The sequence below is a fragment of the Rhodococcus sp. X156 genome, from assembly GCF_004006015.1.
Taxonomy (GTDB): domain Bacteria; phylum Actinomycetota; class Actinomycetes; order Mycobacteriales; family Mycobacteriaceae; genus X156.
In genome coordinates, this window is the sequence record NZ_CP034766.1 from 1,620,877 (window position 1) to 1,646,703 (window position 25,827).

At 72.2% G+C, this 25,827-nt stretch carries 23 protein-coding genes, 2 pseudogenes and 3 riboswitches; of the genes and pseudogenes, 11 read left to right on the top strand and 14 right to left on the bottom strand.

The features are described from left to right. Positions 1 to 15: 15 nt before the first annotated feature. The 4 genes from cbiE (at position 16) to ELX43_RS07655 (ending at position 4,135) form a co-directional block, all read left to right on the top strand. Positions 16 to 1,272 carry a precorrin-6y C5,15-methyltransferase (decarboxylating) subunit CbiE gene (gene cbiE, locus ELX43_RS07640; RefSeq protein WP_127782848.1) on the top strand — a complete coding sequence of 419 codons (1,257 nt, stop codon included), beginning with the start codon at positions 16 to 18 and terminating at the stop codon, positions 1,270 to 1,272. Further along, complete coding sequence (cobM, locus tag ELX43_RS07645) at positions 1,269 to 2,015, top strand: precorrin-4 C(11)-methyltransferase (protein ID WP_206518136.1); 747 nt, start codon at positions 1,269 to 1,271, stop codon at positions 2,013 to 2,015. The genes cbiE and cobM overlap by 4 nt, the downstream gene beginning before the upstream one ends. 366 nt (positions 2,016 to 2,381) lie before the next feature. Then, positions 2,382 to 3,128 (top strand): DUF4352 domain-containing protein, encoded by a 747-nt coding sequence (locus ELX43_RS07650; RefSeq protein WP_241249828.1) that lies wholly within the window; start codon positions 2,382 to 2,384, stop codon positions 3,126 to 3,128. 107 nt (positions 3,129 to 3,235) lie between these two features. Further along, entirely contained in the window at positions 3,236 to 4,135 is a 900-nt protein-coding gene (locus ELX43_RS07655; protein WP_127782850.1) for a DUF4352 domain-containing protein, read from the top strand. Positions 4,136 to 4,295: 160 nt separating this feature from the next. On the opposite strand, the gene ELX43_RS07660 is transcribed toward ELX43_RS07655, so the two are convergent. From ELX43_RS07660 to ELX43_RS07670, 3 genes are read right to left on the bottom strand one after another with little or no spacing between them, the layout of a single operon-like run. Then, positions 4,296 to 5,813, bottom strand: a complete 1,518-nt coding sequence (locus ELX43_RS07660) for a precorrin-2 C(20)-methyltransferase (RefSeq protein ID WP_127782851.1) — start codon at positions 5,811 to 5,813, stop codon at positions 4,296 to 4,298. Further along, the gene (locus tag ELX43_RS07665) at positions 5,810 to 6,472 is read right to left on the bottom strand and encodes a precorrin-8X methylmutase (protein ID WP_241249884.1); all 663 of its coding nucleotides are present in this window, start codon (positions 6,470 to 6,472) and stop codon (positions 5,810 to 5,812) included. The genes ELX43_RS07660 and ELX43_RS07665 overlap by 4 nt, the downstream gene beginning before the upstream one ends. After that, positions 6,472 to 7,347 carry a nitrite reductase gene (locus tag ELX43_RS07670; RefSeq protein ID WP_127782853.1) on the bottom strand — a complete coding sequence of 292 codons (876 nt, stop codon included), beginning with the start codon at positions 7,345 to 7,347 and terminating at the stop codon, positions 6,472 to 6,474. The genes ELX43_RS07665 and ELX43_RS07670 overlap by 1 nt, the downstream gene beginning before the upstream one ends. A gap of 53 nt (positions 7,348 to 7,400) precedes the next feature. Beyond that, a riboswitch (cobalamin riboswitch) is annotated at positions 7,401 to 7,600 on the bottom strand. Positions 7,601 to 7,635: 35 nt separating this feature from the next. Next, positions 7,636 to 7,781, top strand: a riboswitch (cobalamin riboswitch). A gap of 103 nt (positions 7,782 to 7,884) precedes the next feature. Between ELX43_RS07670 and cobA the strand changes: the two genes are divergently transcribed. After that, entirely contained in the window at positions 7,885 to 8,886 is a 1,002-nt protein-coding gene (gene cobA, locus ELX43_RS07675; protein WP_206518137.1) for a uroporphyrinogen-III C-methyltransferase, read from the top strand. Positions 8,887 to 8,889: 3 nt separating this feature from the next. Here the strand turns inward: cobA and ELX43_RS07680 are convergent, their stop codons facing one another. Genes ELX43_RS07680 through ELX43_RS07690 form a run of 3 tightly spaced genes read right to left on the bottom strand, consistent with a single transcriptional unit; the run spans position 8,890 to position 11,707 of the window. Beyond that, on the bottom strand, positions 8,890 to 9,657 hold the full coding sequence (locus ELX43_RS07680) for an ABC transporter ATP-binding protein (RefSeq protein WP_127782854.1): 768 nt from the start codon (positions 9,655 to 9,657) through the stop codon (positions 8,890 to 8,892). Next, positions 9,654 to 10,682, bottom strand: coding sequence for an iron chelate uptake ABC transporter family permease subunit (locus ELX43_RS07685; RefSeq protein ID WP_127782855.1), 1,029 nt, complete (start codon positions 10,680 to 10,682; stop codon positions 9,654 to 9,656). The genes ELX43_RS07680 and ELX43_RS07685 overlap by 4 nt, the downstream gene beginning before the upstream one ends. Then, complete coding sequence (locus ELX43_RS07690) at positions 10,679 to 11,707, bottom strand: ABC transporter substrate-binding protein (RefSeq protein WP_206518138.1); 1,029 nt, start codon at positions 11,705 to 11,707, stop codon at positions 10,679 to 10,681. The genes ELX43_RS07685 and ELX43_RS07690 overlap by 4 nt, the downstream gene beginning before the upstream one ends. 75 nt (positions 11,708 to 11,782) lie before the next feature. Continuing rightward, a riboswitch (cobalamin riboswitch) is annotated at positions 11,783 to 11,909 on the bottom strand. A gap of 148 nt (positions 11,910 to 12,057) precedes the next feature. On the opposite strand from ELX43_RS07690, the gene ELX43_RS07695 reads away from it, so the two are divergent. Then, positions 12,058 to 13,224, top strand: coding sequence for an FUSC family protein (locus ELX43_RS07695; RefSeq protein WP_164860607.1), 1,167 nt, complete (start codon positions 12,058 to 12,060; stop codon positions 13,222 to 13,224). A 75-nt stretch (positions 13,225 to 13,299) separates the two neighbouring features. On the opposite strand, the gene lysA is transcribed toward ELX43_RS07695, so the two are convergent. From lysA to ELX43_RS07710, 3 genes are all read right to left on the bottom strand, one after another. Continuing rightward, a complete protein-coding gene (gene lysA, locus ELX43_RS07700; RefSeq protein WP_127782858.1) occupies positions 13,300 to 14,622 on the bottom strand; it encodes a diaminopimelate decarboxylase in 1,323 nt (440 codons plus the stop codon). Further along, entirely contained in the window at positions 14,619 to 14,969 is a 351-nt protein-coding gene (locus ELX43_RS07705; RefSeq protein ID WP_127782859.1) for an SAV_915 family protein, read from the bottom strand. The genes lysA and ELX43_RS07705 overlap by 4 nt, the downstream gene beginning before the upstream one ends. A 547-nt stretch (positions 14,970 to 15,516) precedes the next feature. Then, positions 15,517 to 15,837: a hypothetical protein gene (locus tag ELX43_RS07710; RefSeq protein ID WP_127782860.1), complete on the bottom strand. Its 321-nt coding sequence runs from the start codon at positions 15,835 to 15,837 to the stop codon at positions 15,517 to 15,519. A gap of 435 nt (positions 15,838 to 16,272) precedes the next feature. Here ELX43_RS07710 and ELX43_RS07715 point away from each other — a divergent pair, with 435 nt between their 5' ends. After that, positions 16,273 to 16,461 (top strand): GrpB family protein, encoded by a 189-nt coding sequence (locus tag ELX43_RS07715; protein ID WP_127784757.1) that lies wholly within the window; start codon positions 16,273 to 16,275, stop codon positions 16,459 to 16,461. Positions 16,462 to 16,818: 357 nt separating this feature from the next. Here the strand turns inward: ELX43_RS07715 and ELX43_RS07720 are convergent, their stop codons facing one another. The 3 genes and pseudogenes from ELX43_RS07720 to ELX43_RS17985 all read right to left on the bottom strand — a co-directional run. Beyond that, entirely contained in the window at positions 16,819 to 18,162 is a 1,344-nt protein-coding gene (locus ELX43_RS07720; protein ID WP_127782861.1) for an NAD(P)-binding domain-containing protein, read from the bottom strand. A gap of 174 nt (positions 18,163 to 18,336) precedes the next feature. Continuing rightward, on the bottom strand, positions 18,337 to 19,356 hold the full coding sequence (gene add, locus ELX43_RS07725; RefSeq protein WP_127782862.1) for an adenosine deaminase: 1,020 nt from the start codon (positions 19,354 to 19,356) through the stop codon (positions 18,337 to 18,339). Positions 19,357 to 19,407: 51 nt separating this feature from the next. After that, positions 19,408 to 19,591 (bottom strand): annotated as a pseudogene (locus ELX43_RS17985) (IMP dehydrogenase); the annotation flags it as partial. 84 nt (positions 19,592 to 19,675) lie between these two features. Between ELX43_RS17985 and ELX43_RS18280 the strand changes: the two are divergent. Then, positions 19,676 to 20,047 (top strand): annotated as a pseudogene (locus tag ELX43_RS18280) (nuclear transport factor 2 family protein); the annotation flags it as partial. Then, complete coding sequence (locus ELX43_RS07740) at positions 20,045 to 21,025, top strand: NAD(P)H-binding protein (RefSeq protein ID WP_346773871.1); 981 nt, start codon at positions 20,045 to 20,047, stop codon at positions 21,023 to 21,025. The pseudogene ELX43_RS18280 and the gene ELX43_RS07740, both read left to right, overlap by 3 nt. Positions 21,026 to 21,357: 332 nt before the next feature. Here the strand turns inward: ELX43_RS07740 and ELX43_RS07745 are convergent, their stop codons facing one another. Continuing rightward, the gene (locus tag ELX43_RS07745) at positions 21,358 to 22,116 is read right to left on the bottom strand and encodes a hypothetical protein (protein ID WP_127782863.1); all 759 of its coding nucleotides are present in this window, start codon (positions 22,114 to 22,116) and stop codon (positions 21,358 to 21,360) included. A 175-nt stretch (positions 22,117 to 22,291) separates the two neighbouring features. On the opposite strand from ELX43_RS07745, the gene ELX43_RS07750 reads away from it, so the two are divergent. Both ELX43_RS07750 and ELX43_RS07755 read left to right on the top strand, forming a co-directional pair. After that, a complete protein-coding gene (locus tag ELX43_RS07750) occupies positions 22,292 to 23,404 on the top strand; it encodes a hypothetical protein (RefSeq protein ID WP_127782864.1) in 1,113 nt (370 codons plus the stop codon). A 269-nt stretch (positions 23,405 to 23,673) separates the two neighbouring features. Next, positions 23,674 to 25,125 carry a hypothetical protein gene (locus ELX43_RS07755; RefSeq protein WP_127782865.1) on the top strand — a complete coding sequence of 484 codons (1,452 nt, stop codon included), beginning with the start codon at positions 23,674 to 23,676 and terminating at the stop codon, positions 25,123 to 25,125. 35 nt (positions 25,126 to 25,160) lie between these two features. On the opposite strand, the gene ELX43_RS07760 is transcribed toward ELX43_RS07755, so the two are convergent. Further along, on the bottom strand, positions 25,161 to 25,802 hold the full coding sequence (locus ELX43_RS07760; RefSeq protein WP_127782866.1) for a hypothetical protein: 642 nt from the start codon (positions 25,800 to 25,802) through the stop codon (positions 25,161 to 25,163). Positions 25,803 to 25,827: the final 25 nt, after the last annotated feature.

Consider the following 25,827-nt stretch of genomic DNA (forward strand, 5'->3'; position numbering starts at 1 on the left):
GTAGCGTCTGCCGCCATGCCTGCCCCCACCCCCCGTTGCGCGGGTCACCCGCCGACGCCTCCGCTGCTGGTGGTGGGCGTCGGCGCGGATGGCTGGGAGAGCCTGCCGGAGGCGGCTCGCGCCTGCGTCCGCGAGGCCGAGGTGCTGCTCGGCGGGGCCCGTCACCTGGGGTTGGTGCCCTCCGACGTCACCGCGCTGCGCGAGCCGTGGCCGGCCCCGCTGCGCGCGGGTCTGCCCGCCTTGCTGGCCCGGCACGCCGGCCGTCGGGTGGTGGCGCTGGCCTCCGGTGACCCGCTGGTCTCCGGCGTCGCCACCACGCTGGTGGAGCTGCTCGGGGCCGAGCGGGTGCAGGTGCTGCCGGCGGTGTCCTCGGTGTCGCTGGCCCGGGCCCGGATGGGCTGGTCGGCGGAGTCGACCACTGTGGTCACCGTGGTGGGGCGCGACCTGCACGCGGTGCTGCGCGAGCTGGCCCCTGGCCACCGGGTGCTGGTGCTCTCCGCTGACGAGCGCACCCCGGCGGCGCTAGCGGCGCTGCTCACCACCCACGGCTACGGCGCGTCGGTGATGACCGTCCTCGGCGACCTGGGCGCACCCACCGAGAGCCGCACCGAGGCCACCGCCGAGCAGTGGTCCGGGCCGGCCCCGCGGCTGCACGTCATCGCACTGCAGCTGGCCGGCCCGGTCGTCTCCAGCTGGGCAACCGGCTTGCCGGACAACGCTTTTCAGCACGACGGGCAGCTGACCAAGCGTGACCTGCGGGCCAGTGCGCTGTCCCGCCTGGCACCGCACCCCGGGGCGCTGCTGTGGGACGTCGGTGCCGGTGCCGGGTCGGTGGGCATCGAGTGGATGCGGGCGCACCCGACGTGCCGGACCATCGCCGTGGAGTCCCACCCCGACCGGGCCGCACGGGTGCGCCGCAACGCCGCGAGCCTTGGCGTGCCGAGGCTGGTGGTGGTCGAGGGTCGGGCGCCGGACGCCCTGGAAGGTCTGTCCACACCGGACGCGATCTTCGTCGGCGGCGGTGCCACCCGCGCGGGCGTGCTCGAGCGGTGCCAGGCTGCGCTGCGCCCGGGCGGGCGGCTGGTGGTGCACGGAGTGACCCTGCAGACCGAGGCCGCACTGGCCCAGGCACACGCCACCCACGGCGGGGAGCTGACCCGGCTGGCCATCGAGCACGCCGCCCCGGTGGGCACCTTCACCGGGTGGACCCCGGCCCGCACCGTCACCCAGTGGGCGTGGACCCGCCCCGCCGCAGAGGAGAACCCGTCGTGACCGTGCACTTCGTCGGAGCCGGCCCCGGGGCCGCCGACCTGCTCACCCTGCGTGCTGCGCGGATGCTCGCCGACGCCGACGTGGTGCTCTACCCCGGCACGTACCTCGACGCCGAGGTGCTCAGCCACTGCCGCGAGGACGCCGAGCTGGTGGACACCCAGCACCTCGACCTCGACGCCATCACCGCGCACCTGGTGGCCGGGCACGAGCGTGGCCACGACGTGGTGCGGCTGACCTCGGGCGATCCGTCGGTGTACTCCGCGCTGGCCGAGCAGACCCGCCGGCTGGACGCGGCAGGGGTGTCGTGGGACGTGACGCCGGGGGTGGCGGCGTACGCGGCCGCGGCGGCCCGGGTGGGGCGGGAGCTGACCGTGCCGCTGGTGGCGCAGTCGGTGGTAATCACCCGCGCCCAGGCCCGCTCCACCCCGATGCCCGACACCGAGTCGCTGGCCGCGTTCGCCGCCACCCGGGCCACCCTGGTGCTGCACCTGGCCATCACCCGCACCCGCGAGGTGATGGCCGAGCTGGCGGGGGAGTACGGCGCCGACTGCCCGGTGGTGGTGGTCTACCGCGCCAGCCAGCCCGAGGAGCTGGTGCTGCGCGGCACCGTGGGCGACATCGCCGACCAGGTGGAGGCCGCCGGGCTGCGCCAGGCCGCGATCATCCTGGTGGGCCGGGCGCTGGAGCCGGCCTCCGGTGGCGAGTCCTACTTGTACGACCGGGATCGGCCGCGGCGCAAGTAAACCCGACTTGCTCACCTCCACGCTGCAGTCCCGCGCATGGCGCGATGGCCGAGGTTGGCGGCGTTCCGCGAACCAACGAAGCGGCCCGAGCTGCAGGCCGCCCAGTGGCCGCTTGAGCTATGACGTCCCGGCGCAGGCTCCTTCCGCAAGCCGATGGCCCCGCAACTAGTGCAAACCACTCTGTCCGGACTGAGTGTGTACTTAGAGATACCGATAATCACGCTGTGTCACCGATTTGAGGCAATTTATGCAATCTCAGTGATAGTTGTTGCTGCTCTGTAACGTTCGGGGCTTCGTCTACGAGTGGTAGGCGCAGATGAAGTTGCGCCTTCCTTGGCGTTTACCACCCACATCCAAAGGAATTTGATGCCCGATCAGCGCCACGAGCCAGCCGATGCAGGACACCCTTCACAGGAGCAGGCCCCCCAGTTCGCCAGTGGTAACCAGGGGCCACCGTCGGGATATCAGGGTGCGCCTGGACCCGGATACCAGCCGGGCTACGGGCAGCAGCCGCCCCTGAACAAGAAGGACGCCAAGGCTCAGGCCGCAGCCGCGCGGGCTTACGCCAAGTCTCAGCGAAGCTGGTTCATGCGGCACAAGTTCCTCACCGCACTGGCTGCGCTCATTGTCCTCATCATCGTCATCGTTATGGCCACCAGCGCGGGCGGCGGCTCCGACAGTGATTCCGCTGGCGGGTCGGGGAGTTCTGAGCAGGCTTCTCAGGCCACCATCGGTACCCCGGTTCGGGACGGCAAGTTCGAGTTCGTGGTCAACGCCGTACAGCCCGGAACGCCCACCGTCGGGAGCGAACCATTGCAGACCACCGCCCAGGGCCAGTTCGTGGTCGTCAAGCTCTCAGTCCGCAACATCGGAGATCGCCAGCAGATTTTCAACCAGAGTGCGCAGAAGTTGATTGACCAGCAGGGTAGGGAGCTCTCGACCAGCACGGTGGCAGGTGCCTACCTTGACTCCAACAACTTCCTCGCGGAGATCAACCCGGGCAACAGTGTCGACGGCACCATTGTCTTTGACATCCCGAAGGATGCCGTCCCCACCACCTTGGAGCTGCACGACTCCGTCTTCTCCGGTGGAGTGAAGGTTCAGCTCAGCTGAGCACAGGAACGGTAGGTCGAGCAGCCGAGCGGGACTCGGCTGCTCGACCTACTCTTCGGCGCTTCCACATCTAGCCTCCCCTTTCTGCTCAGTTCAAAGGACCGTTGATGAACGACGACCAACCCGTCGGAAGCGACCCGTTCGCGCCCATCGGCGGGGACACCGGCAACGTCCACCCCGCTGCCTACTCGGCGCCTGCGGAGCAGAACCTGGTCCCGGTGAACCGCTGGCTGCTCTCCGGCCTGGTCGGCGTGGCGGCCATCGCGACTCTGGCCGTGGTGGCACTGGTGGTGGCCCTGGTCGGGCGTGACTCGACCACGCAACCGGTGGCCTACGACCCACCGCCGCAGGCGCCCCTGCCCACCGCCACCACGACGTCCGTGGCCCCGACACCGACGGAAACGACGGTGCTGGCACCCCCCGGCGTTGAAGAGGTTCCTGCGTCGACTGCTGCGCCGACAGCCACCCGGATCAGCGTGCCCACCCGAGTCCCGGCACCAGCGGCGACGGTCTCCGCGTCCCCGCAGCCTGCTGCTTCTGCTGCTCCTGCCGCGCCTCGACCGAGCCCAGCCTCGACCACCAAGCCCCCTGTCTCGGTCCCGCCAGCTCCAGCGAGCGTGGGCTCAACGGTGCCCTTCACGCTGACGGGCTCGCAGCCAACGTCCGGCACCGTCACCCTCAACAGCATCCGCCGCATTACTACGTCGGAAACGGCCTACGGCGGCAAGCCTACGAGCGGCAGCTACCTGATCGCCAACTTCACCGTGGCCATCAGCTCCGGAACCACCTACATCAGCCCGAGCTACTCCCGAGCCCAAACCCCTGACGGCAGCACCTACTCCGCCCAGCACAGTGTGGTCAATCAGGAGATGGACCGATCAGACCTCAGTGCAGGACGCATGCTGCGCGGCGACGTTGCCTTCGACGTGCCCCAAGGGTCCAGTCTGCTGCTGGACTTTGGAGGAGTCGGCAGCTCCCCGCTGGCGACCTTCCGCGTGACTGGTTAACCCGCCGTCCGTTCATGGCGACAGCACCCACCATGCGCCAGCACCCCGCGAGTTCGGCTGCACCCTGGCCCCCTGCTTCGGTGCTAGCGAACGCGTCCACTTCTCACCCAGCCAGCACTCAGGGCACCTCAGGGTCATCAACACGGCACTGTGCCACCTTTCAGTCCACGTAGCGCGGTGTCCAGACGGCTCCGCTTGCCGCCACCCGGGTGCGGGTGGCGCCCACGATGAGCAGGCACTTCATGTCGATGCTCGCCGGGTCCAGCTGGGCCAGCGTGGTCACCACCAGTGACTCCTCGGCGCGCCCGACGTCGCGGCCGACCACCACCACGGTGTCCGGGCTGCGGTGCTGCAGCAACAGCTGCTGCATGTCGGCCACCTGGTGGGTGCGGGAGCGCGACGCCGGGTTGTAGATGGCCAGCACCAGGTCAGCCTCGGCGATCGCCCGCAGCCGCTGCTGCACCACCGGCCACGGCTTGAGCCGGTCGGACAGGCTCACCACCGCGAAGTCGGCCCCCACCGGTGCTCCGGCCCGGGCGGCCACCGCCTGCACGGCGCTCACCCCCGGCAGCACCCGGACGGGCACCGTAGCGTACGCAGGATCCTCGGCGGCCTCGTAGACCGCCGCGGCCATCCCGAACACCCCGGCGTCCCCGCCGGAGACCACCGCCACCCGCTCACCGGCGCGCGCCAGGTCCAGGGCGAACCGGGCGCGATCCACCTCCACGGTGTTGCCCGAGGCGTGCCGCTGCAGCCCGGCCCGCTGCGGCACCCGGTGGACGTAGGGCGCGTAGCCGACGACGTGGTCCACTTCGGCCAGCACCGCCGCCGCCTCCGGGGTGAGCCAGCGCTCCGGTCCGGGCCCGAGCCCGACCACCACGACCTCGGCGACCACCGCAGTGTCCGGTGTGGACGGTGTTGCGGTTGCGCGCCGTCCGTGCGGGTCGGCCTGCAGCGTGTCGCCGGGCACCACGATCATGGAGAAGTACGGGACGCTGGCGGGGTCGACGTCGGCCACCGGCAGCCAGCGCTGGGTGGGCATGGACGCCCGCTCCACGTACAGCGCGTGCTCCAGCCGCCCCGCCTGCTCCAGCGCCCGGCGCACCGCGGGGAACGTGCGGCCCAGCTTCATGATCACCGCGGCGTCGGTGTCGGCCAGCCGTCGGGCCAGCTCCGCCTCGGGCAGGGTGCCGGGCAGCACGGTGAGCACGTCGGTCTGGCGCACCAGGGGAGCGGCCACCAGGGCCGTGGCGGCGGCGAAGGCCGGTACCCCGGCCACTACCTCGGTGGGAAAGCGGTCGGCCAGGCGGTCGTGCATGTACATGAAGGAGCCGTAGAAGAACGGGTCGCCCTCGGCCAGCAGCACCACGTCGCGGCCGGCCTCCAGGTGCGCGGCCAGCCGGGCGGCGGACTCGGCGTAGAACTCCGCCATCGCCCCGGCGTACCCGCCCGGGTGGGCGGTGGCGCCGGTGGTCACCGGGTAGCGCAGCTCCTCCTCCACCACGCCGGGCGGGATGAGGTCGGCGGCGATGCGCCGGGCGTTGGACTGCTTGCCCACCCCGGCGTGGAAGGCCACCACGTCGGCGTCACGGATGAGCCGGGCCGCCTTGAGGGTGATCAGCTCGGGGTCCCCGGGCCCGACGCCGACGCCGGCGAACCGGCCGAGGCGCGCGCTCACTCCGCCTCCTGGGCCAGGGCGTTGACGGCGGCCGAGGCCATCGCCGACCCGCCCCGGCGCCCGCGGACCGTCACGTAGGGGACGTCGATGCCGTGGTCGTCGGCGAAGCGGGCCAGCGCGTCCTTGGACTCCGCGGCACCGATGAACCCCACCGGGCAGCCGATGATCACGGCCGGGCGTGGTCCGCCGTCGACGAGCAGCTCCAGCAGGTGGAACAGCGCGGTGGGGGCGTTGCCGATGGCCACCACGGCGCCGTCGAGCAGCGGTTCCCACAGCGACACCGCCGCCGCCGTGCGGGTGGTGCTCCACCGTTGGGCGAGGTCGGGCACCTGCGGGTCCGGCAGCAGGCAGTGCACCGGGTTGCCGGCCGGCAGCCGACCAGCGGTGATGCCCATGGCGACCATCCGCGCGTCGCACAGGATGGGGGCGCCCCCGGCGAGCGCGGCGCGGGCGGTGGCCACGGCGTCCGGGTGGATCACCAGGTCGTCGGTCAGGTCCACCTGCCCGCAGGCGTGGATCATCCGCACCGCCAGCTTCTCCGCCGCGGCAGGTACCTGGGTCAGGTCGGCCTCGCGGCGGATGGTGGCGAAGGAGTCGAGGTAGATCGCCGGGCCGTCGTGGACGTAGGAGTAGCGCCGGGTGGGGCGGCGGAGCTCGATCATCGGGTCACCCCCGCGACGAGCACGCCGCGCCACGGCGTGACCACCAGGTCGCCGTCACCGGCCAGCTGCACCAGCTCGGCCACCAGCGTCGGGGAGAGAACGCCGTCGGGGGCGGGCACGTGCACGCCCCCGGGCACGGGGCCGTAGCCCAGCGGTCCCGCGGTGACGTCCACCTGGGGGTGCGGCAGCGTGGTGGCGGTGAGCGGCTGTGGCAGCTCGTCCACGTGCCACGAGGCGTCGGCGCCGTGCCCGCGCACCCGGAGGAACTCGTGCGCCAGCACCACCAGGTGCTGCGGGGCGTCGGCGATGGCGACGATCGCACCCCACCGGTTGCTGCCCACCCGCAGCTGGGCGGTGCTGGCATCCAGGGCCACGAGGCCCAGGTCGGTGGGCCGGGCGGCGAGGTCACCGCGGCCGTCGTCCAGCACGAACAGGAACCGCCCGGGCAGCTCGGCCAGGTCGGGGTCCAGGCAGATCAGCTGGTCCAGCCGGGCGGCCACGGCCCGCAGGTCGGCGCGCCCACCGGCCAGGCCGGTCTGCGGCGAGACCATCAGGTTGCGCACCCGGTCGTGCGCGCGGGAGGGCAGCAGCCCGGTGCGCTCCACCGCGGCCACCACCGCCGCCGGCAGGCGCCCGTCGGCCAGCGGCAGGCCGCGCAGCTGCAGGTTCGCCCGCCCGGTCAGGTGCAGGTCACCGTCGCCGTGGGTCTGCGCCACGGCCGAGGCGGCCTGCAGCTGGGCGGGGGAGAGGCGGCCGCCCACCAGGCGCAGCCGCACCAGGGCTCCGTCGGCGGCCGGCCACGGGCGGGTGACGCCCGGGCAGCGGTCGGCCCGGGTGCGCGAGAGCTGGGTACGGGAAGGCACAGGGGTCACACGAGTCCTCAGAGGTCTGGGGCCCTTGCGCGAAGCCCGCCGATGACCTCGCGGTGGTCACCGCAAGGGCCAGCAGGTCTTCGGACTCGGGATCACTCGGTGCGGAACACCTTCCCGGACCTTGTGGTCCAGTGGTCGTCCCGAAGGACACGTTCCGCCCGTCACCCTCACCGCTGCGCGTCAGTCCCGGATTCTCACTGGGTTCCCTGACTCCAACTGCTCATGGAGCTTGACTGGCCCCGGGAGGCTACCAACACCCCTGCCGGGCGCCCGGCCACCGGGGGCTTATGGTTCCCGCAGGCTCGAGGTGCCCCACGGCGAAGCTGCCACGGGGAGAATCGGGAAGCCGGTGAGAATCCGGCACAGGGCCCGCTGCGGTGACCCAGGCTCGTACCTGGGAAGTCCGAAGACCGGCCTCGCGCCTCGCCCGGCCGTACTTCCGCGGTCGTGGATCCGTCATGGCAGATCGAGCGGGAGCCCTACATGCCAGCGCAGCGCCCTGTCGTTGTCCCACGCCCAAATCCATTGCCACACAACGTGTTTTCCTTCGATGTGGCCGGCCGCGCCGTGCTGGTCACCGGGGGTGACGAGCACGCCGCCCGCGACGTGGCGGCGCTGCTGGCCGCTGGTGCCGACGTCACCGTGCGCGCCGCCGAGGTGTGCGCCGCGGTGCAGGACCTCGCCGACCGCGGGCTGATCAGCTGGCAGCCGGCGGCACCGGAGAACCCGCCGGACTACGACGTGGTGCTGCGGCCCCGACCCCGGAGCCAGCCCACCGAGGCGCGCGAGGCAGGCCGGGGCAGCGTGGTGCTGGTGGGCGGCGGGCCCGGCGACGAGTCGCTGCTGACCGTGGCCGGCCGCGACGCCGTGGCCCAGGCCGACGTGGTGGTGATGGACCGGTTGGCCCCGTGGGGTGCACTGGCCTGGGCCCGCCCGGACGCGGAGATCATCGACGTCGCCAAGATCCCCTTCGGCCGCTCCACCTCCCAGGAGGTGATCAACACGCTGCTCGTGGAGCACGCCACCGCCGGGCGACGAGTGGTGCGGCTCAAGGGCGGCGACTCGTTCGTGTTCGGCCGCGGCATGGAGGAGGTCCAGGCCTGCGCGGCCGCCGGAGTGCCCACCCGGGTGATCCCCGGCGTCACCGCCAGCATCTCCGCACCGGCGCTGGCCGGCATCCCCGTCACCCACCGCGGCCTGTCCCAGGGCTTCACGGTGATCTCCGGGCACGTGCCGCCGGGGCACCCGCAGTCCACCCTGGACTACGGCGCCCTGGCCCGCAGCGGCACCACGCTGGTGGTGCTGATGGGGGTGCACACGCTGCCCGCCATCGTCGCCGCCCTGCTGGCCGCCGGCATGGACCCGGCCACCCCGGCCGCGGTGGTCGCCGACGGTTCCCGGCCGAGCCAGCAGGTGGTGGTGAGCACCCTCGCCGAGCTGCCCGGGGCGGTGGCCCGAGCGGGGGTGCAGGCCCCGGCGGTGGCGGTGATCGGCGACGTGGTGTCCACCCGTGCGGTGTCACCCGCCCCACCGGGCTGAGCCTCACCCCCCGAGGTAGCGGACGTAGGTGCCCAGCTCGTCGCTGAGCACCCGCGCCGCCACCCCGTACACGGCGGCGATGAGGTCGGCGGTGAGCACGGTGGCGGGCGGCCCGGCGGCCACCGCGCGGCCCTGGTCCAGCACCAGCACCTGGTCGCAGTAGGCCGCGGCCAGATTCAGGTCGTGCAGCGCCACCACCGTGGTCACCGCGGTGGTGCGCACCAGCGCGAGCAGGTCCAGCTGGTGGCGCACGTCGAGGTGGTTGGTGGGCTCGTCCAGCAGCAGCACCTCCGGCTGCTGGGCCAGGGCGCGGGCGATCTGCACCCGCTGGCGCTCCCCGCCGGAGAGGGTGGCGTAGCGCTGGTCGAGCCGGTCGGCCACGCCGGTGAGATCGGCGGCCCGTACCACCGCGGCGGCGTCCTCCCGGGACGGCGCCGCCCACGCCGGGCGGTGCGGCACCCGGCCCAGGCTGACCACCTCGCGCACCAGCAGGTCCTGGTCGCTGCTCACCTCCTGCTCCACCACCGCCACCTGCCGCGCCAGCCGGCGGCGGGGCAGCCGCGCGGCGTCGGTGCCGGCCACCTGCACCGCACCCTGGGTGGGGCGGCGCAGCCCGGCCAGCATGCGCAGCAGGGTGGACTTGCCCGAGCCGTTGGGGCCGAGCAGCCCCACCGTGGCGCCCACGGCCGGGGCCAGGCTCACCCCGTCGACGATGAGCCGGCCGCGGGTCTCCCAGCTGACCTCGCGGGCCACCAGGGGCGCGGCGCTCATCGCCGAGACCGGTTGCGCAGCATGATCACCACGAAGGCCGGGACACCGACCAGCGCGGTGGCCACCCCCACCGGCAGCTCCTGCGGGTCGAGCACCGTGCGGGCGGCGGTGTCCACCCACACCAGGAAGATCGCCCCCATCAGCGCCGCCGCCGGCAGCAGGGCCCGGTGCCCGACGCCCACCACCGCCCGGGCCAGGTGCGGCAGCACAAGCCCGACGAAGCCGATGGCGCCGGAGGTGCTGACGATCACTGCCGTCATCAGGGCGGTGACCACCAGCAGCACCGTCCGGGTGCGGGCCACGTGCACGCCCAGCGACGCCGCGGCGTCGGTGCCGAAGGTGAACGCGTCCAGCGAGGTCGCCGCGGCCAGGCACACCGCCAGGCCGACGAGCACCACGGCGGCGCAGAGCACCACGTCGGCCCAGCTGGCGCTGGCCAGCGAGCCCAGCAGCCAGAACAGCACACCGCGGGTCTGCTCGGCGTCGGCGGCGGTGAACACGATGAACGAGGTGAGCGCGGAGAACAGCTGCGTGGCGGCGATGCCGGCCAGCACCACCCGGTCGGTGGTGCCGCCGGCGGCCGCGGCGAGCACCAGCACCAGCCCGAACGCCAGCAGCGCACCCAAGAAGGCGCCGGTGGTCAGCCCCACCGCGCCCGCGCCGGCGCCGAGCACCACCACCGACACCGCGCCGGTGGAGGCGCCGGAGGACACCCCCAGCACGAACGGGTCGGCCAGCGGGTTGCGCAGCAACGACTGCAGGATCACCCCGCACACCGCCAGGCCGGCCCCGCACACCGCGGCCAGCACGGTGCGCGGCAGGCGCAGGTCCCAGACGATGCCCTGCTGGATGCGGCTGAGGTCAGAGGTGGCCAGGCCGGCGTGGTCGGCCACCACGCCGAGGACGTCGGCGGGGCTGAGGTCGGACGGCCCGATGGTGATGGCGACGGCGATGGAGACCACCAGCACCACCGGGCCCGCGACCCACACCCCGTGCGCCCAGCGAGTGGCCGCACGGGTGCTCACTGGTGCGGCGAGAGCTCGCGCAGACCCCGGACGACGTTCTCCACGCCGTCGACGGTGCGCAGGGACGGGTTGAGCTCGGCCCCGGTCACCTGGATGTAGCGGCGGTGGCGCACCGCGGTCATCTCCCGGGTCACCGGGTGCGACTCCAGGAAGGCGATCTTGGCGGCGGCGGTCTCGGCGGTCTGGCTCTTGCGGGTGAGGTCACCGAGCACCAGCACGTCGGGGTCGCGGTCGGCCGCGGTCTCCCAGTTGATCTGCGGCCACTCGGCGGTGGTGTCGGCAAAGACGTTGGTCAGGCCCAGGGTGCGGCTGATGATGCCCGGGCCGCCGCAGCACCCGGCCAGGTAGGGCGACTCCTGGTTGGCGAACCAGAACAGTGCGGAGGTGCCCGCGGTGTCCAGGCTGGCCGCTGCGGTGCTCATCCGGTCGCGCAGCTGGGTGACCAGCGCGGCGCCGCGGTCGCGGACGTCGAAGACCGCGGCGAGGTCGGTGATCTCCTGGTAGACGGTCTCCATCTGCAGCGGGGAGCTGCGCACGCCGTCGTCGTCGCCCTGGTTGTTCTTGAGGCACTCGGCGGGGGACAGGTAGGAGGGGACGCCGAGCTTGTCCAGGGCCTCCGGCGTGGTGACGCCGCCCTCGCCCAGGGTGCTGGCGAAGGAGGCGGAGACGAAGTCGGGCTCGGCCTGCAGCAGCCGCTCGCGGGACGGAGCCTGGTCGGCCAGGCGCGGGACCGTGGCGTTGTCGGCGGCGAGGTTCTCCCGCACGGGGTCGGTCCAGGTGGCGGTGCCCACCATCCGGTCGGCCAGGCCGAGCGAGAGCAGGATCTCGGTGGAGCCCTGGTTGAGCGAGACGGCCCGCTGGGGCGCCTCGGCGATGACGACCGACCGGCCGCAGTTCTCGATGGTGACGGGGTAGGCCGAGCCGGCGGTGGCGGTGGTCTCGGCGGAGCTGGAGCACCCGGCGAGCGCGGTCGCCGCGGTGAGCGCGGCGACGAGGGCGACCAGGGGCGACAGACGTGTGGACATGGGCATCCTTCAGCAGGTCTGGGCTCGTGCGCGAAGCCCGTCTACGACCAGGCGGCGGTCACCGCGAGGGCCAGCAGGTCTTCGGACTCGGGGTCGTCCGGGCCGGAGCGCCTTCCCAGACCCGGAGGTCCAGTGGCTTGTGTGCTCGGCCCGTCACCCACACCGCTGCGCGTCAGTCCCGGATTCACACCGGGTTCCCTGTCCCGCTCGTGCGCTCTGCACGAGCGGGGGTGGCTGGCGAGGAGGACCGTAGCAGGCTCCGGATCCGTCCGTGGGCTACCACGGACGGCTGTCGGCACCACGGTGCACCCACGAGGCACGGCTGCTGCCCACCGGGGACCATGGACCGGGTGGGACTCACCGATCACGCCCGGGTCGCCACGGCTGCAGCACGCAGCTCGTTGCCCTCGCCCATCACCTTCTTCCAGGCCGCCGTGCGTTCCCGAGGTCCGCAGCGTCAGGTCTTCCTCGACGCGGGGAAGGCCGCACTGGCCGCGGCGCTCGCGTGGCTGCTCGCCGACCAGGTGCTCGGCTCGGGGCTGCCCTGGCTGGCGCCCTACACCGCGGTGTTCATCATCGGGACCACGGTGCACCAGTCGATGCGCTCTGCCGCGAGACAGGTCACGGTGGTGATCCTGGGGGTGCTGCTCGCGGCCGGCGTCGGCCTGGCCATCCCGTCCACGGTGGTCGCTCTCCCGGTGGCGGTGGTCCTGGGCCTGCTGATCGGCCACTGGCGTCCGCTGCACCCGGACGGCAGCTGGGTGGCGCTGATCGCCCTGCTGCTGCTCACCTACGGAACCGCGACCGAGCAGTCCGACCTGCTCTCGCGGGTGGGCGCCGTCGCCCTCGGTGCCGTGGTGGGGGTGGCCGTCAACGCGGTGATCCTGCCGCCGATCCGGCTGGACGCGGCCCTGTCCGCCATGGCGGCCCGCGCGGACGACATCGCCGGCCTGCTGGTGGAGACCGCGGAGGGAACCGAGGACGGGGTGGACGCCGAGCGCACGACCAGCTGGCACCACCGCGTCTGGCAGCTCGAGCACACCACCAGTGCGGAGGACGCCCTGGCCGATGGGCGGGACAGCCTGCGCAAGAACCCCCGGCGGCGCAGCGCGCGCACCGGGGGGAGCGCAGCCCCGTACCAGGCAACCGCCACCGCCCTGGACGACCTGGTGCCCCCGCTCAGCCCCATCGTGACCGCCGTGGCGCAGCAGCAGGAGCAGCTCGGCGAGGGCCAGGCCGTGAGCGCGCTGCGCCACCACCTCGCCGAGCTGCTGGGCGCGCTCGCGGAGGCGGTGCACCTGCTCGGTCAGTACCCGGCGAGCCCCGGCGACGGTGCGAACCCCGGGGACGGACAGCACGTGCTGCAGCGGGCCACCGACCTGCACCGACAGGCCCGGCGCATGGCGGACGCGCTGCCCGGGCCCAGCGACGTCGCCGCGGTCGGCGCCCTGCTGGCGGCCGTCCAGCGCACCCTGACGACGGTGGCCACCGCGCACCGCGCCACCCAGGACGCCTGACCGGGACCTGGGCAGACACCGCCATGGCAGAGTCGATTGACAAACGATAGGTCTGCACCTCGCCCGCGGACGCGGTCAGTCGGCCACGTCGCGGTCGATGAGGTCGGCCACCGTCTCCCGCCGCACCAGCAGCCGGGCGACGCCGTCGTGCACGGCGACCACCGGCGGGCGGCCCACCATGTTGTAGGTGGAGGCCATGGACAGGTGGTAGGCGCCGGCCACCGGCACCGCCAGCAGGTCACCCGCCCGCACGTCGGCGGGCAGCGGCACGTCCGCGGCGATCACGTCACCGGCCTCGCAGTGCCGGCCCACCACGGTGACGGAACGCAGGGGTGCGGCCGGGCGCTCGCGCTGGCCGACCAGCCGCGGGGTGTAGCGCTGTCCGTACAGGGCGGGGCGCGGGTTGTCGCTCATCCCGCCGTCCACCGCGACCCAGGTGTGCTGCGGGGTCCGCTTGACCGACACCACCCGGTACAGGGCGATGCCGGCGGGGCCGACCACGGCGCGGCCGGGCTCGATGGTCAGCTGCGGCACGGGAAGCTGGTGCACCGCGCAGCGCGCCTGCAGGGCTTCGGTGACCTGGACGCCGAGCTCGGCGACGTCCAGCGCCGGGTCCCCGGGGCGGTAGGCCACCCCGTGCCCGCCGCCCAGGTCGAGCTCGGGCAGCACCAGGCCGAACCGGTCGCGCACCATCGCGGTCAGGGAGACCATCCGGGTGACTGCCGCGAGGAACGGGGCGATCTCGGTGATCTGCGAGCCCAGGTGGCAGTGCAGGCCCACCAGCTCCAGCTGCGGCTGGGCCAGGATGCGGGAGACGGCCGCGGACAGCACCCCGTCGGCCGGCGCCAGGCCGAAGTGCTGGTCGTCGGTGCCGGTGCGAATGGCGTGGTGGGCGCCGGCGGAGATGCCCGGCACCACCCGGATGAGCACCCGCTGCTTGTGGCCGTCGGGCACCTGGGTGGCCAGCCGTCGGACCTCCGAGAGGCTGTCGATGACGATGCGACCCACGCCCAGGTCGAGGGCGGTGTGCAGGTCGGCGGGGGTCTTGGCGCTGCCGTGCACCAGCACGTCCCGCGCGGGCACGCCGGCCGCCACGGCAAGGTGTTGCTCCCCGGCAGAGCAGGCGTCGATGCCGAGGCCCTCCTCGTGCACCCACCGGGCCATCGTCCGGCTCAGGAACGCCTTGGCGGCGTACTGCACGTGGGCGTCGGGAAAGGCCTGCCGGTAGGTCCGGCAGCGCGAGCGCACCTCGGCCTCGTCGAGGACGTAGGTGGGGGTGCCGAAGTCTCGGGCGATCTCGGCGAGGGCGACACCGCCGACGGCGACGTCCCCGCCGGGCAGCTGCCGGGCGCTGGCCGGCCAGACAGCGAGGTCGGTGTCGTGGTCGAGGGTGGTCATGCCGGCTGTCCCTCGGCGGGAGCGCGGTGGGTGATGACGGCTGTAGTGGTCGGCGCGGCGGCGGGCGTGTGGGTGGTGGGGGCGGCGGCGCGCGCCGCGAGGGTGGGATCGATGACCAGCTGGGCCACTCCGAGCGGGCCCACCATGGCGCGCAGCGCGGGCTCGGCCAGCCGGATCCACTGCTGGGTGTCGCCGAGGACGTCAGTGAGCTGGTTCGCGGTGGTGAACCCCACGGCCGTGGGTGCGCCCATGGGGGTGTGGAACAGCCGGATCACCGGGCCGAGGTTTCCGTTGTGGACGGGGACGAAGAGCACCACGCGCGGGGTCGGATGACCAGAGCCAGTCACGGCATTCCTCCTGCAGAGGGAGCCCGAGCCGGTCGGCGGCGGGCTCCCTCATCGGACCACCGTGGGAGCGGGGGAGGAGCATGTGCAGACGCGATCTTGACGCGAGCCCGGCCGTTGTTGACGAACTCTTGACGGGCAAGCCGGTGAGGCCGGGCACGGTCCTCTACGACCGGAGCCACTTCTAGTCCCCCGGCTTCGCAGCTCAGTCCGCCCTTGGCTTGCAGCGCGGGCAGCATGCCGTCACCCACGGGCCGGCCAAGCCGCGTATGTGGTGGCGACACGCATCGCGCAATTTCCTGTGCCGGCGATTGGAGTGGTTCCTGGAGGTAGTCCGGAGAAGGATGAGCCCGACTCGTAGGTGCTAACGGAGCCGGTTCTTGCTACCTGTCCTTACCAGCCTGCCGCGCAGAGTCAGGCTGGTAGTGCGGCGTCGATTTCGGCGAGGAGTTGCGCCCGCAGCGTCTCTCCTGGTGCACGCGCAGCAGGCACTCGCGTGGCTTTCTGATGGTCGGCGAGGAACGTGGGCCCAAAGGTGCTGCTAGCGTTGTCAGTCCATGCTCGAGTAGCTGAAGAAGCCGGGTTCAATTCCTAACGACGTGAGCCACTTCTGTTCGCCGGTTTGGCAGATCTGATCGCCATTGGCTTGCAGCAACGGGAGCACGTCGTCACCTTCGGCGCCGCCGAGGGCGGCGACCACCAGGCTGATCTCATCTGGCTGCACGGTGAGCCAGTACTCGTACTCGGATCCCAATCCCAGTCCCTGTGGCGGACCGAGGTCCTGGCCGGCGATCTGCAGCACGCCGTCGTCGAGGATCTCGGCCCAGACGTAAAGCCCGTTGCTGTCTCTGAGGGTCACGCGTTCACTCATTGCCTCTCCCGGGTTGTCACAGTTCAGCTCGAAATGTTTCTTGTCAGCGATGCAGCTGGTCGATGGTCGCCCGTGGGACGTTCAGCTGCGCCAAGGCGTGGGTGTACTTGAGGTCCAGGCGCTCGCGGGTTGCGTCGTCAAGCTCGGCCACCCGGGCGGGGTCGAGGTTGGTGGCGGGATGCTGGATGTAGGGCGCGCCGGATCTTGTCGGTCTGTCCCGCGTGTGCCCGCTCGGCGATCTCGCGGGCAACGGCGATGACGTTGGTGCTCATGGTGGTCCTGACGAGCTCGGGGGAGGGGTGCCCCCATCTTGTAGTGCTCGACGCGTGGCCGCGGCGTTTCCCGCAGAAGGACCGTGCACCGTGTTCGACGGTTCCGAATGGGTACGGTCGCGACGTGCCTGTCGAGGTTGTCCGGTACTCGTCCGCGTAGCCGCTGCGGTTCCACCGCGTCGCCGGACACCTCCGTGCCGCCCTCGAGGACGTGCCTTCCGCCGTCGTCGAGCACGTGGGTTCGACGTCGGTACCCGGCCTCTGCGCGAAGCCGATCATCGGAGTCGGACCTGGCCGCGGAGGAGCGGCTGCGCATCTTGCGGCTCAACGATCCCACTGGCTAAGAGCGTGAGCTCGCCCGGGGGAGTCCGCTACCTCTTCTTGATGGTCGTCGTTGCCCATCCAACGGACACCAGGACCAAGACGACTCCCAGAATGAGGCCGACGCTGTCGTCTCGCGCGGCTGCGCGAGACGACATGGCGACGCCGACCACGCCCACCAAGAAGATGCACACCACGGCCCACCAGGTGCGCATCTCAGCACACCACGTCGTCGCGGGCCGCGCCCACCACCGTGACCGCGCGAGCATGGGCGTGGGTCATGTGGGTCGGCTCCCTTGTGTCCGCCCCGGCCCGCAGCCGCGTGGCTGCACCCGAACCTGAGCGCGCCGAGCGTGGCACAGATTCTCTTGTGCCTCAAGGACAGTGGTTACCGGCCGGGGCCAGGCACGGAGAGGGTGAGCAGCTCCGGTGCAGACGTGCCACAGCACCCACCACCTGTGGGGGCGTCGGCGTCGGGCTCCTCGAACACCCCAGCGCCGCCGCAGACCCCGGTTTCGGGCAGCGTCAGCTCAACCCGGGCCGCAGCCTCGTGGTCGCCGGCGATCGCGGCGGCGATGCTGCGGACCTGCTCGTACCCGGTCATCGCCAGGAACGTCGGTGCGCGGCCGTAGGACTTCATCCCCACCAGGTAGAAGCCGGGCTCGGGGTGGCTCAGCTCCTTGGCGCCGTGCGGGTACACGGTGCCGCAGGAGTGCTCGTTCGGGTCGATCAGCGGAGCCAGGTCGACCGGCGCCTGCAACACCGGGTCGAGCCCCAGGCGGATCTCCGACAGCCAGGACAGCTCGGGGCGGAACCCGGTCAGCACCACGACGCGGTCGACGTCGTCGATCCGCTGACCAGCGTCGGAGAGCAGGGCCACCCGGTTCTCGCCCGTGCGCTCCACCGCGGTGGTGCGAAAGCCGGTGACGACGTGCAGGAGCCCGTCGTCGACGGCCTTCTTCGCCTTGATTCCCAGTGCTCCACGGGCGGGCAGCTGGTCGGCCTGGCCGCCGCCGAACGTCGCGGCGACGTCGCCGCGACGCAGGACCCAGGTGATGCGGGTGCCGGGCGCCTCGTGCTCGAGCTCGGCGAGGGCGATGATCGCGGTCAGGGCGGAGTGTCCGCTGCCGGCGATCACGGTGTGTTGGCCGGCGTGCTGGGCACGCACGGTCGGGTCGTCGAGGTTGGGCACGCGGTAGGTGATCGCGTCGGCGGCGGTCTTCTCGCCGAGGGCGGGCAGTCCCTCGCCGCCCAGCGGGTTCGGGGTGCCCCAGGTGCCGGAGGCGTCGATCACCGCCTGCGCGAAGATCCGCTCCTCGGTGCCGTCGGCCCGGCGGAGGTGGACGGAGAGTGGCTCGGTGTCGCGGCCGGCGTCGACCACCCGGTCGCGTCCGCGGCGGGCGACGCCGATGACCTCGGTGTCGAGCTGCACGGCGTCGCCGAGCGCAGCGGCGAGCGGGTCGAGGTACTCGCGGGCCCACTGCAGGCCTGTGGGGTAGGCATCGTCGTCGGGAGCGTTCCAGCCGGTCTGGTCGAGCAGTCGCCGCGCGGCGGGGTCGATGACCTCCGACCAGCGGGAGAACAGTCGCACGTGGTTCCACTCGGCCACAGCCGCGCCCGCTGCGGAACCGCGCTCGAGAACCAGGGGGGTGAGTCCGCGCTCGCGCAGCTCGGCTGCTGCGGCGAGCCCGACCGGACCGGCTCCCACCACAACCACCGGCAAGTCACTCATGGCGAGGCCCTTCATAGATAGATTTCGATCCACGAAAACAGGGTATCTGACGCCGTCAGCCAGCGGGACTGCTGCTGCCGGGTTGGGGCTGCTGGCCGGGCACGCCTGACCACGGCGAACGGCGCCGCCGGCAGGTGCCAGCAGCGCCGTTCGGGTGCGCGGGAGAGCGGGAGGTCAGGCCGGCAGCGCGGCGTCGATCTCGGCGAGGAACTGCGCCCGCAGCGTCGCCGGCAGCCACGCGGTCTTGAAGGCGTTGCGGGCCAACGTCGCCGCCTCCTCGATGGTCAGCGGCGTCTCTTCGTGCACGCGCAGCAGGCACTCACCGACGTAGCCGTCGAAGTAGGCGGGGTCGTCGGAGTGCACGCTCACCTGCACACCCGCGTCCAGGAGCCGCTTGGTGGCGCCCTCCCAGACGGAGCCACGCACGAAGCTGTTGGAGATGGGGCAGACGGTGAGCCCGATGCCGCGCTCGACAACCTCGGCGAGCAGCGCGGGGTCGTCCAGGATGTTCACGCCGTGGTCGATGCGGTCGACGCCGATGACGTCCAGCGCCTGCCGGATGTGGTCGAGCGTGCCGGGCTGGTCGACGTCGCAGTGCATGGTCAGCAGGTAGCCCTCGGCGCGGGCCCGGGCGAAGACCTGCTCGAACTTCACCGGCGGGTTGCCCCGCTCGTCGGAGTCCAGGCCCACCCCGATGATCCAGTCCTTGTACGGCAGCGACTCCATCAGCGTGGCCATCGCGTACTCGGCGGAGAAGTCGCGGAGGAAGCACATGATCAGCTCGGCGTGCAGGTCCAGCGTGCGACGCGCGTCCACGATGGCTCGGCGCAGCCCGCGGACGACGGTGCTGAACTCCACGCCGCGGGAGGTGTGCGCCTGGGGGTCGAAGAAGATCTCGACGTAGCGCACCTTCTGCGAGGCGGCCTTGGTGAAGTAGGCCGTGGCCAGGTCGTAGAAGTCCTGCTCGGTGACCAGCACCTGCATGTTGCGGTAGTAGCCGACCAGGAAGCTGGTCAGGTCGTTGAAGGGGTTCTCCCGCTTCATCTCCGCGGCGTCGGCGTAAGGCATCTCGATGCCGTTGCGCCGGGCCAGCTCGAACACGAGCTCACCCTCCAGGGTGCCCTCGATGTGCAGGTGCAGCTCGCACTTGGGCACCTGGGCGATGAAGTTCTCCACGGTCTTGTCGCTGTTCATGTTTCAATTTTCCCATCCAGTCGCCTCGGTGCACTGCCCGGGTCACTGACGTCAGGACCACAGCAGCACCTTGATGGCGCGCCGCTCGTCCATCGCCCGGTAGCCCTCGGCGGCGTTGTCCAGCGGCACCTCGAGGTTGAAAACCTGCCCCGGGGTGGACCTTGCGCTACCAGATCAGGTCGGTCAGGTCGGTCAGGTCGGGCAGGAACCGGCGCACCGGGGCGGGTCCGCCGTGCGGGATGCGGGTGAGGCTCGCGCATGGCGCAGGATCACCCCCGAGGGGCGCGGCCGCGCACCGCAGCGACGACGAGGAGGCTCCGTGATCGACGACGTGATCGCCCGCTGGCACCGGTACATGGGAGGTGAGCTGCCCGGCGGTCTCGACGAGCTGCTCGCCGACGACGTGGTGTTCTACTCGCCGGTGGTCTTCACCCCGCAGCGTGGGAAGCCGATCACGACGCAGTACCTCGAGGCAGCGGCCGTCGCGCTGGCTGGTGGGCCAGACGGCACCTTCCAGTACACGAAGCAGGTCCTCGCGGGCGACACCGCGGTGCTCGAGTTCGAGACGAGCGTGGAGGGCAAGTACGTCAACGGCGTCGACATCATCAGGTGCGACGACACGGGCCTGATCGTGGAGTTCCGCGTCATGATGCGGCCCCTGCAAGCGATCCAGGCCGTGCACGAGCAGATGGGTCGGCGCCTGGCTGCCGGCAGTCGTTCGCCGCGCAGTGGGCGCCGTGTCGCTGGCAGTGTGAATGACATGGCTGAGAACTCTTCTGTCGTCGTGGTGACCGGTGCGAACGGACTGGTGGGTGCCGCGGTGTGCCGGGCGCTCGTCGAGCGGGAGGCACAGGTGCGCGCCATCGTCCGCCGTCCCGGCAGTGCTCCTGCACTCCCCGGTGTCACCGAGCACGTCGGCGACTTCGCCGACGAGGGCCTGGCCCGGGCAGTGGTCCAGGGTGCCGATGCGGTAGTCACGACGGTCCACCCGATGGGATCGTCGCGGGAGGCGCAGCACCGGGTGGGGGTCGAGGGGACGGCGTTGCTCGCTCGGGCTGCCCGGGACGCCGGCGCCGCCCGGTTCGTGCACATGTCGACGGCTGGGGTCTACGACCGCTCGGCGGGCGTCGGGGACGTGGCCGAGGACGGGGCGCTCCTGCCCGAGGGCAGCGGCGACTACCCCGACACCAAGAACGCCGCCGACGCCGCGCTGGCGCAGATCGCCGGGCTCACGACCGTGCTGGTCCGCCCGCCGGCGATCTTGGGTGCGGGTGAGACGTCCGTGTGGAACACGCTGCGCCCGCAACAGGTTCGAGACGGTGAACGCCGAGCGAATCCGGCGAAGACCTGGGCCTGGGTGCACGTCGACGACCTGGCGGCCCTGATCGCGGACGTCGCCACGGGCACCGTCGCGACCTCCGACGACCCGGAGCGAGGCCCCGAGGACGGGAGCGTGACGCCGGTCATCGTGGCGGGCGAGCCGGCGACGTGGCGGGACTACCTCGGCACCGTGACCGACGCGTTGGGCGTGGAGCCCGAGTGGACCGACGAGCAGGTCTGGACCGGGCAGCTCCGGGCCGACCGCGCACGGGGCTGGGGCTGGGCGCCGCGAGTGGGCCTTGCGGAGGCGATGGCAGAGCTGCGGCGGAGCGTGACGGCCCTCGAGTGAGGGCTCCGCGGATCGGGCGATCCGCCGTCTGCGCGACAGGCCTGCAGTGCACCTGTGCGCGTCACTACCTGATCACGTGGTGGGTCGGGCCGCTCAGGCGACGGTCCGCAGCCCCTCGACCAGCGGGGTGGTGGGGCGGCCCGGGAGGCGGGCGAGGTCACCGTTCGGGAAGGCAAAATCCCGGCCCGGATCCCGGCGTCCACGCTGACCACCATCGCGGCCAGTGGCTCGGGGACGCCCGCCTCGGTGAGGGCGGCCAGGTGCTCCTCGGGCATGACCGACTTGCGGACCACGTCGCGGCCGAGGACCTCGCTTCCCCGTCTTCGCTGGTCTCAGTCGGTGGTGCGGCTGGCGCGCGTGGGCAGCTCGGGGTCGTCCGGGTGCAAGGGGCCCACGACCTCGCGCCACGCCCAGGTCATCTCGTCGTAGAGGTCCTGAAAGAAGCCAAACTTCCCCCGCAGGTCTCGCAGCGCCAGGGCTCGCGCAGCGCCCTCGATGTCCCGCCCCGGGCTCCACCCACGAAAGAGCGACATCATCCGCTCACCACCGCCACCGTTCGCGGCGGAGAGGGCGTCGTCGGAGGCGTTCAGCGCCGCCTCGGCCACCCGCCTGGTGGCGTAGGCGCGCTCAGCACGCTCGGCGACCGCGATCGTCGGGTGCGGCACCACGGCGTTCTGCCGGGACGCCGCCGCGATCTGCTGCGTCTCGTCTGCGGTGAGCACCCCGGCGCGGCGCACGAACGCCACGACCTCCGCCCACTGGGGGCCGAACGCTTGGGCAAGCACCGTGGTGCTGACCCGGGTCGACTGCAGCAGCGCGTCTACCCGCGTCGCAGTGTCGCCGCGGCCCTTGGCGGAGCTGGTGGTGCGCAGCAGGTGGTTGACCACCTCGCGGGCGAGGTGTCCGTCGCCAGGTACTCGGGCGCGGCGCAGCAGCTCCTTCTCCAGCTGCCTGCCGACGAGCGGCTGGTCGCCAGGCTCGGCGACGAGGTCGGCGAACAGCTGCTGCAGCGACGCGCAGATGTCTAGCGCACCTGCTCCGCCGTCGCCGGTGGGTGGCGTGGTGGAGGTCTGCTCGTCGCTGGTGGTCACTGTCAGACATCCCTGAGCCGAGGGGTGGGGCCCGGTGCTCCCGCCGCTGCACTGGGCATCGTGCCACCTGCGACCTGAGGACGAGCCGGTGCCACGGGTCGGGCCCAGCGAGGAACGGCTCGGCGCCGTCGCCCCGGGGGTGGTTGGGTGGTCGGCACGGGCCCGTGGGGGGGAGATGTCCATCAGCGCCGGAGAGCTGCACCACCAGGACGACTCGTGCACGAGTGCGGCTCCGCCGTGCCCCTTCTCGCTCGAGGTGTCGCCGATCGCCCGCTTCTTGAACGTCGAGCTGTCGGACGATCCGACCTACGACGGCCTCGAGCTGCAGTGGTTCGACGACGACCTGCACGGCACAGGCATGCTGGCCTTCTTGTCTCGGCGGGCCGACCGGCGCGTGGACTACTACCTCGAGCCGGGCCTTCGGGTGGACCCGGCCGGCTACGAGATCGGCGGAGGGATCGGGCACTGGGGTGAGACGGAGTTCTCCGTCGCGCGACTGGAGGTCGCCGAGGACGGCGTCGTTGCTGAGGTGCGGTTCACCGACGTGGAAGGACGCGAGGTCGAGGTCCGGGTGGACGACCGCGACGGTCGGCGGCGTCGCCGGGCGCAGCTGCTCGCACCGGTCAGCGCGGGAGTCGACCGACCAACGGCGCTGTTGCTCGTGTGGCTGGGCCGGTTTGACCTGGTTCGCGTCACCAGCACTCCGCCGACCATCCGGATCGGTGGGCACCAGGTCTCCACGGGACGACTGCCGGGAGCGCGCCTGCATCGCAGGCACCTCATCAAGTACGCCGCGCCGCTGTGCGCCGTCGGGGTCAATCGCGGCCAGGACGGCCCGCTGCCTCCTGGGAAGGCTGGGCAGCGCGTGGAGCTGACACCCGACCGGTCGGGAATCACGGCCGTCGGTGCCGAACACGGTGGACACCGCGCCCGCGTCGACCTCGACCCGGCACTGCCCGACGTCCGCGCCCTAGCCGACGGCGCGGCTGCGACGGGGCACTGGCACGTGTCCGTCGACGGCGCCCGCGTGACGGGTGGTGCATGGTTGGCGCAGCGCCGCGGCGACCAAGTGGCCCTGGGCCTGGACGTGACGCAGCGGTGGCGGCCAGGGCCCCTGCCGTGGCTGATGCGTCTGGTGACCACCCTCGTGCCCGTGTTCCGGCGCTGGCCCACCACCTACCGCTGGCGGGCCGTCGTGCAGCTGGGTGAGACCGCAACCATGGCGTCCCACTGGGAGCGAACGGCTCCCGGCGGGGCCACCGGCTACCGCCGCTGGACCCGTTCTTGACCGGATCGGTGCCAGCCCTCCGGGCCGGCAAGAACCAGGCCCGAGGCTCCTGCAGAGTGGGTCCCGTCGAGCAGGCAGCCCTTGCTGACACGCGTGACAACAGTGCTCTGGCCTGCTAGTTTCGCGGTGAACCGCCGGGACAGGACGCGTGGGTCCAGGAGCTGGTCGTGGTTGACGTTCGTCGTGCTGGCGGTGGGGTTGTGGGTAGCCCCTGCGCAGGCAGAGCCCTGTCGGTGCCGACGTTGGTCGCTGGTCAGTGAGGATGTCCCATGATTGGTTCTCGATCCGCCCGTTCCCGAGTCCTGCTGAGTGCTGGCGCACTCGCCGCGGTGACGGCGCTCACCGCCGCTCCGGTCGCCTCAGCGGCGCCGGCTGCTCCTGCGTACACCGCGCAGCGCACGGTGCTTGACGATGCGGGGCAGCCGCGCGCGGTGGCCGTGCACCGCACCACCGGAACCACCTACGTCGCGGTGTCCAGCGGCGACGGGACCGGGCCCGGGGTGCTCACCGTGGTCGACGGTAACCCCCCAGGGGTGCGCGCGAGCGTGCCGCTGGCCGGCGGTGCCTCAGACGTCGCCGTCGACGAGGCCCGCAACCGCGTCTACGTCACGTCCCCCGGAAACGACGGTGCGCCCAGCTCGATCACGGTGGTCGACGCCTCCACGGGCGTGGTGCTGCAGCAGGTTCCCGTCCCGCCGGGCTCGGACTTCGCCGGCGGCGCACGGGCGGTGGCGGTGGACGGCCGGGACGGAGCTCCCTACGTCCTGGTCGGCGACCAGCTGCGCCGCCTCGACCCGGCGAGCCTGCTGCCCACCGCGACGCTGCGGGAGAGCGAGGCAGGTGACGTCGACATCGACGAGCGCACCGGAGCGGCCGTGCTCACCTTCCCCGGCGTCAGCACCAGTGGCGAGTTCTCCTACGTCGGTTTCGTCGACCTGAGTCGATTCGTCGACCTTCCCGCCGAGGACACCGCGATTCGCGGGTCGCTGGACTCGGTCGCGGTCGACGACACCACGGGCCGGGCCTACGTCGTGCGGCGGGGGACCGTCGTCCCGAACTTTCTCACCGCGTCGTTCGCGGCGGGCGGGATCGAGGTGTTTGACGTGGCGTCCCGGGCCCGGTCGGCGACCATCACCGTCCCCGGAGACCCGATCGGGGTGAGCATCGACGCGACGAGTCGCACCGGGTACGCCGCTGAGCGCAACGGGGTGGTCGGGGTGTTCGACCTCGACACCAACACGGTGGTGGGCAGCCCAGGAGTGCCCAGTCCGGCCGCCCTGGCCAGCGACGCCGCCGGCGTGCAGGTCGCGACAGTGGGACCCGCGCTGGTCAGGCTGACCCAGGCGGGTTCGACGACGCCCACCACCACCACGGTCCAGCCTTCGGTGAACGCCTCGGTGGGCAATCTCGGTTCCTTGATCACCGTCGCGATCGCCAACGGTGGTGGCGGCCGGGTGGCCTTCACCGCAGACGGTGCGCCCATTCTCGGTTGCGGATTTCAGCCGGTGGTCAACGGTCTCTCCTACTGCATCCCCGAGCGCCCCTTTGACCGCGCTGGGGAAGTCGTCATCGAGGCCACCTACAGCGGGGACGACACGCACGCGGCATCTCGCGGCGCCGCACCGATCACCGTCGCCCCGTCGACCGACCCGTTCAGCTACGCGCTCGGCCAGGCCCTCCGATTCCTCCAGCTCTTCCTCGTCGGGTCACGCCTACCCTGACCTGACGTCGCCTCGGTGCATCACTCGGGTGAGGGCTACCGCGGCAGCCGGTCGAGCCAGTGGCGCAGGCGGTCGGCCATCTGGCGGCTGTCCTGCGCGGCCGGGTCAGTCCGCGAGCTGATCGAGCTCAGGTGCTGCTGAATGAAGGCCCAGCCCTCGTCCGGACGACCCAGGCGGGCGAGCAGCACCGCGACCGTGCAGGGCCCCGCCGCCGAGGCCATGATCGTTCCCGAGGACTTCACCGCCTGCAGCACGCGCTCGGGATCGGCCGCGAGCCGTTCCAGGTAGGGCTGGGCGTGGTCACGGGTCGCGGCGGCCAGCTCGGCGGCGACCGGGGCCGCCGTCTCCGGTGTCACCAGCCAGCTCCGCCAGGTGGGCGCGGGCATCAGGTAGCCGATGCTGGTGACGGCGCTGGTCGAGCGGTAGCCGCCGTCCTGGTAGGTGCTCTGGAGGAGCTCGCGGACCACCGGCTGCACGTCGTCGCGGCGCAGGTGGACGAACAACGTGGCGTGCCCCGTGCCAGCTGCTGCGTACCTCGAGGCGACGCTGGCGGCGAGGACGCCGGTGTACTCGGGAGCAATCGAGCGGGTGAACCACCCGGCTGCCCGGGGCCGCCAGCCGATCGCCTGCATCGGTTCCCGCAGGGCCTGTTCCATCAGCTGCCGGCCCGTAGTCACTCGGTGACGCTAACCGGTGCCGACG

Excerpts from the sequence above, each read along its gene's own strand:
- add (WP_127782862.1), bottom strand. The coding sequence starts at position 19,356 with ATGAACAGCGACAAGACCGTGGAGAACTTCATCGCCCAGGTGCCCAAG.
- lysA (WP_127782858.1), bottom strand. The coding sequence starts at position 14,622 with ATGACCACCCTCGACCACGACACCGACCTCGCTGTCTGGCCGGCCAGC.
- cbiE (WP_127782848.1), top strand. The coding sequence starts at position 16 with ATGCCTGCCCCCACCCCCCGTTGCGCGGGTCACCCGCCGACGCCTCCG.
- ELX43_RS07680 (WP_127782854.1), bottom strand. The coding sequence starts at position 9,657 with ATGAGCGCCGCGCCCCTGGTGGCCCGCGAGGTCAGCTGGGAGACCCGC.
- ELX43_RS07655 (WP_127782850.1), top strand. The coding sequence starts at position 3,236 with ATGAACGACGACCAACCCGTCGGAAGCGACCCGTTCGCGCCCATCGGC.
- ELX43_RS07755 (WP_127782865.1), top strand. The coding sequence starts at position 23,674 with ATGATTGGTTCTCGATCCGCCCGTTCCCGAGTCCTGCTGAGTGCTGGC.
- ELX43_RS07720 (WP_127782861.1), bottom strand. The coding sequence starts at position 18,162 with ATGAGTGACTTGCCGGTGGTTGTGGTGGGAGCCGGTCCGGTCGGGCTC.
- ELX43_RS07650 (WP_241249828.1), top strand. The coding sequence starts at position 2,382 with ATGCCCGATCAGCGCCACGAGCCAGCCGATGCAGGACACCCTTCACAG.
- ELX43_RS07710 (WP_127782860.1), bottom strand. The coding sequence starts at position 15,837 with ATGAGTGAACGCGTGACCCTCAGAGACAGCAACGGGCTTTACGTCTGG.
- ELX43_RS07750 (WP_127782864.1), top strand. The coding sequence starts at position 22,292 with ATGTCCATCAGCGCCGGAGAGCTGCACCACCAGGACGACTCGTGCACG.
- ELX43_RS07690 (WP_206518138.1), bottom strand. The coding sequence starts at position 11,707 with ATGTCCACACGTCTGTCGCCCCTGGTCGCCCTCGTCGCCGCGCTCACC.
- ELX43_RS07740 (WP_346773871.1), top strand. The coding sequence starts at position 20,045 with ATGGGTCGGCGCCTGGCTGCCGGCAGTCGTTCGCCGCGCAGTGGGCGC.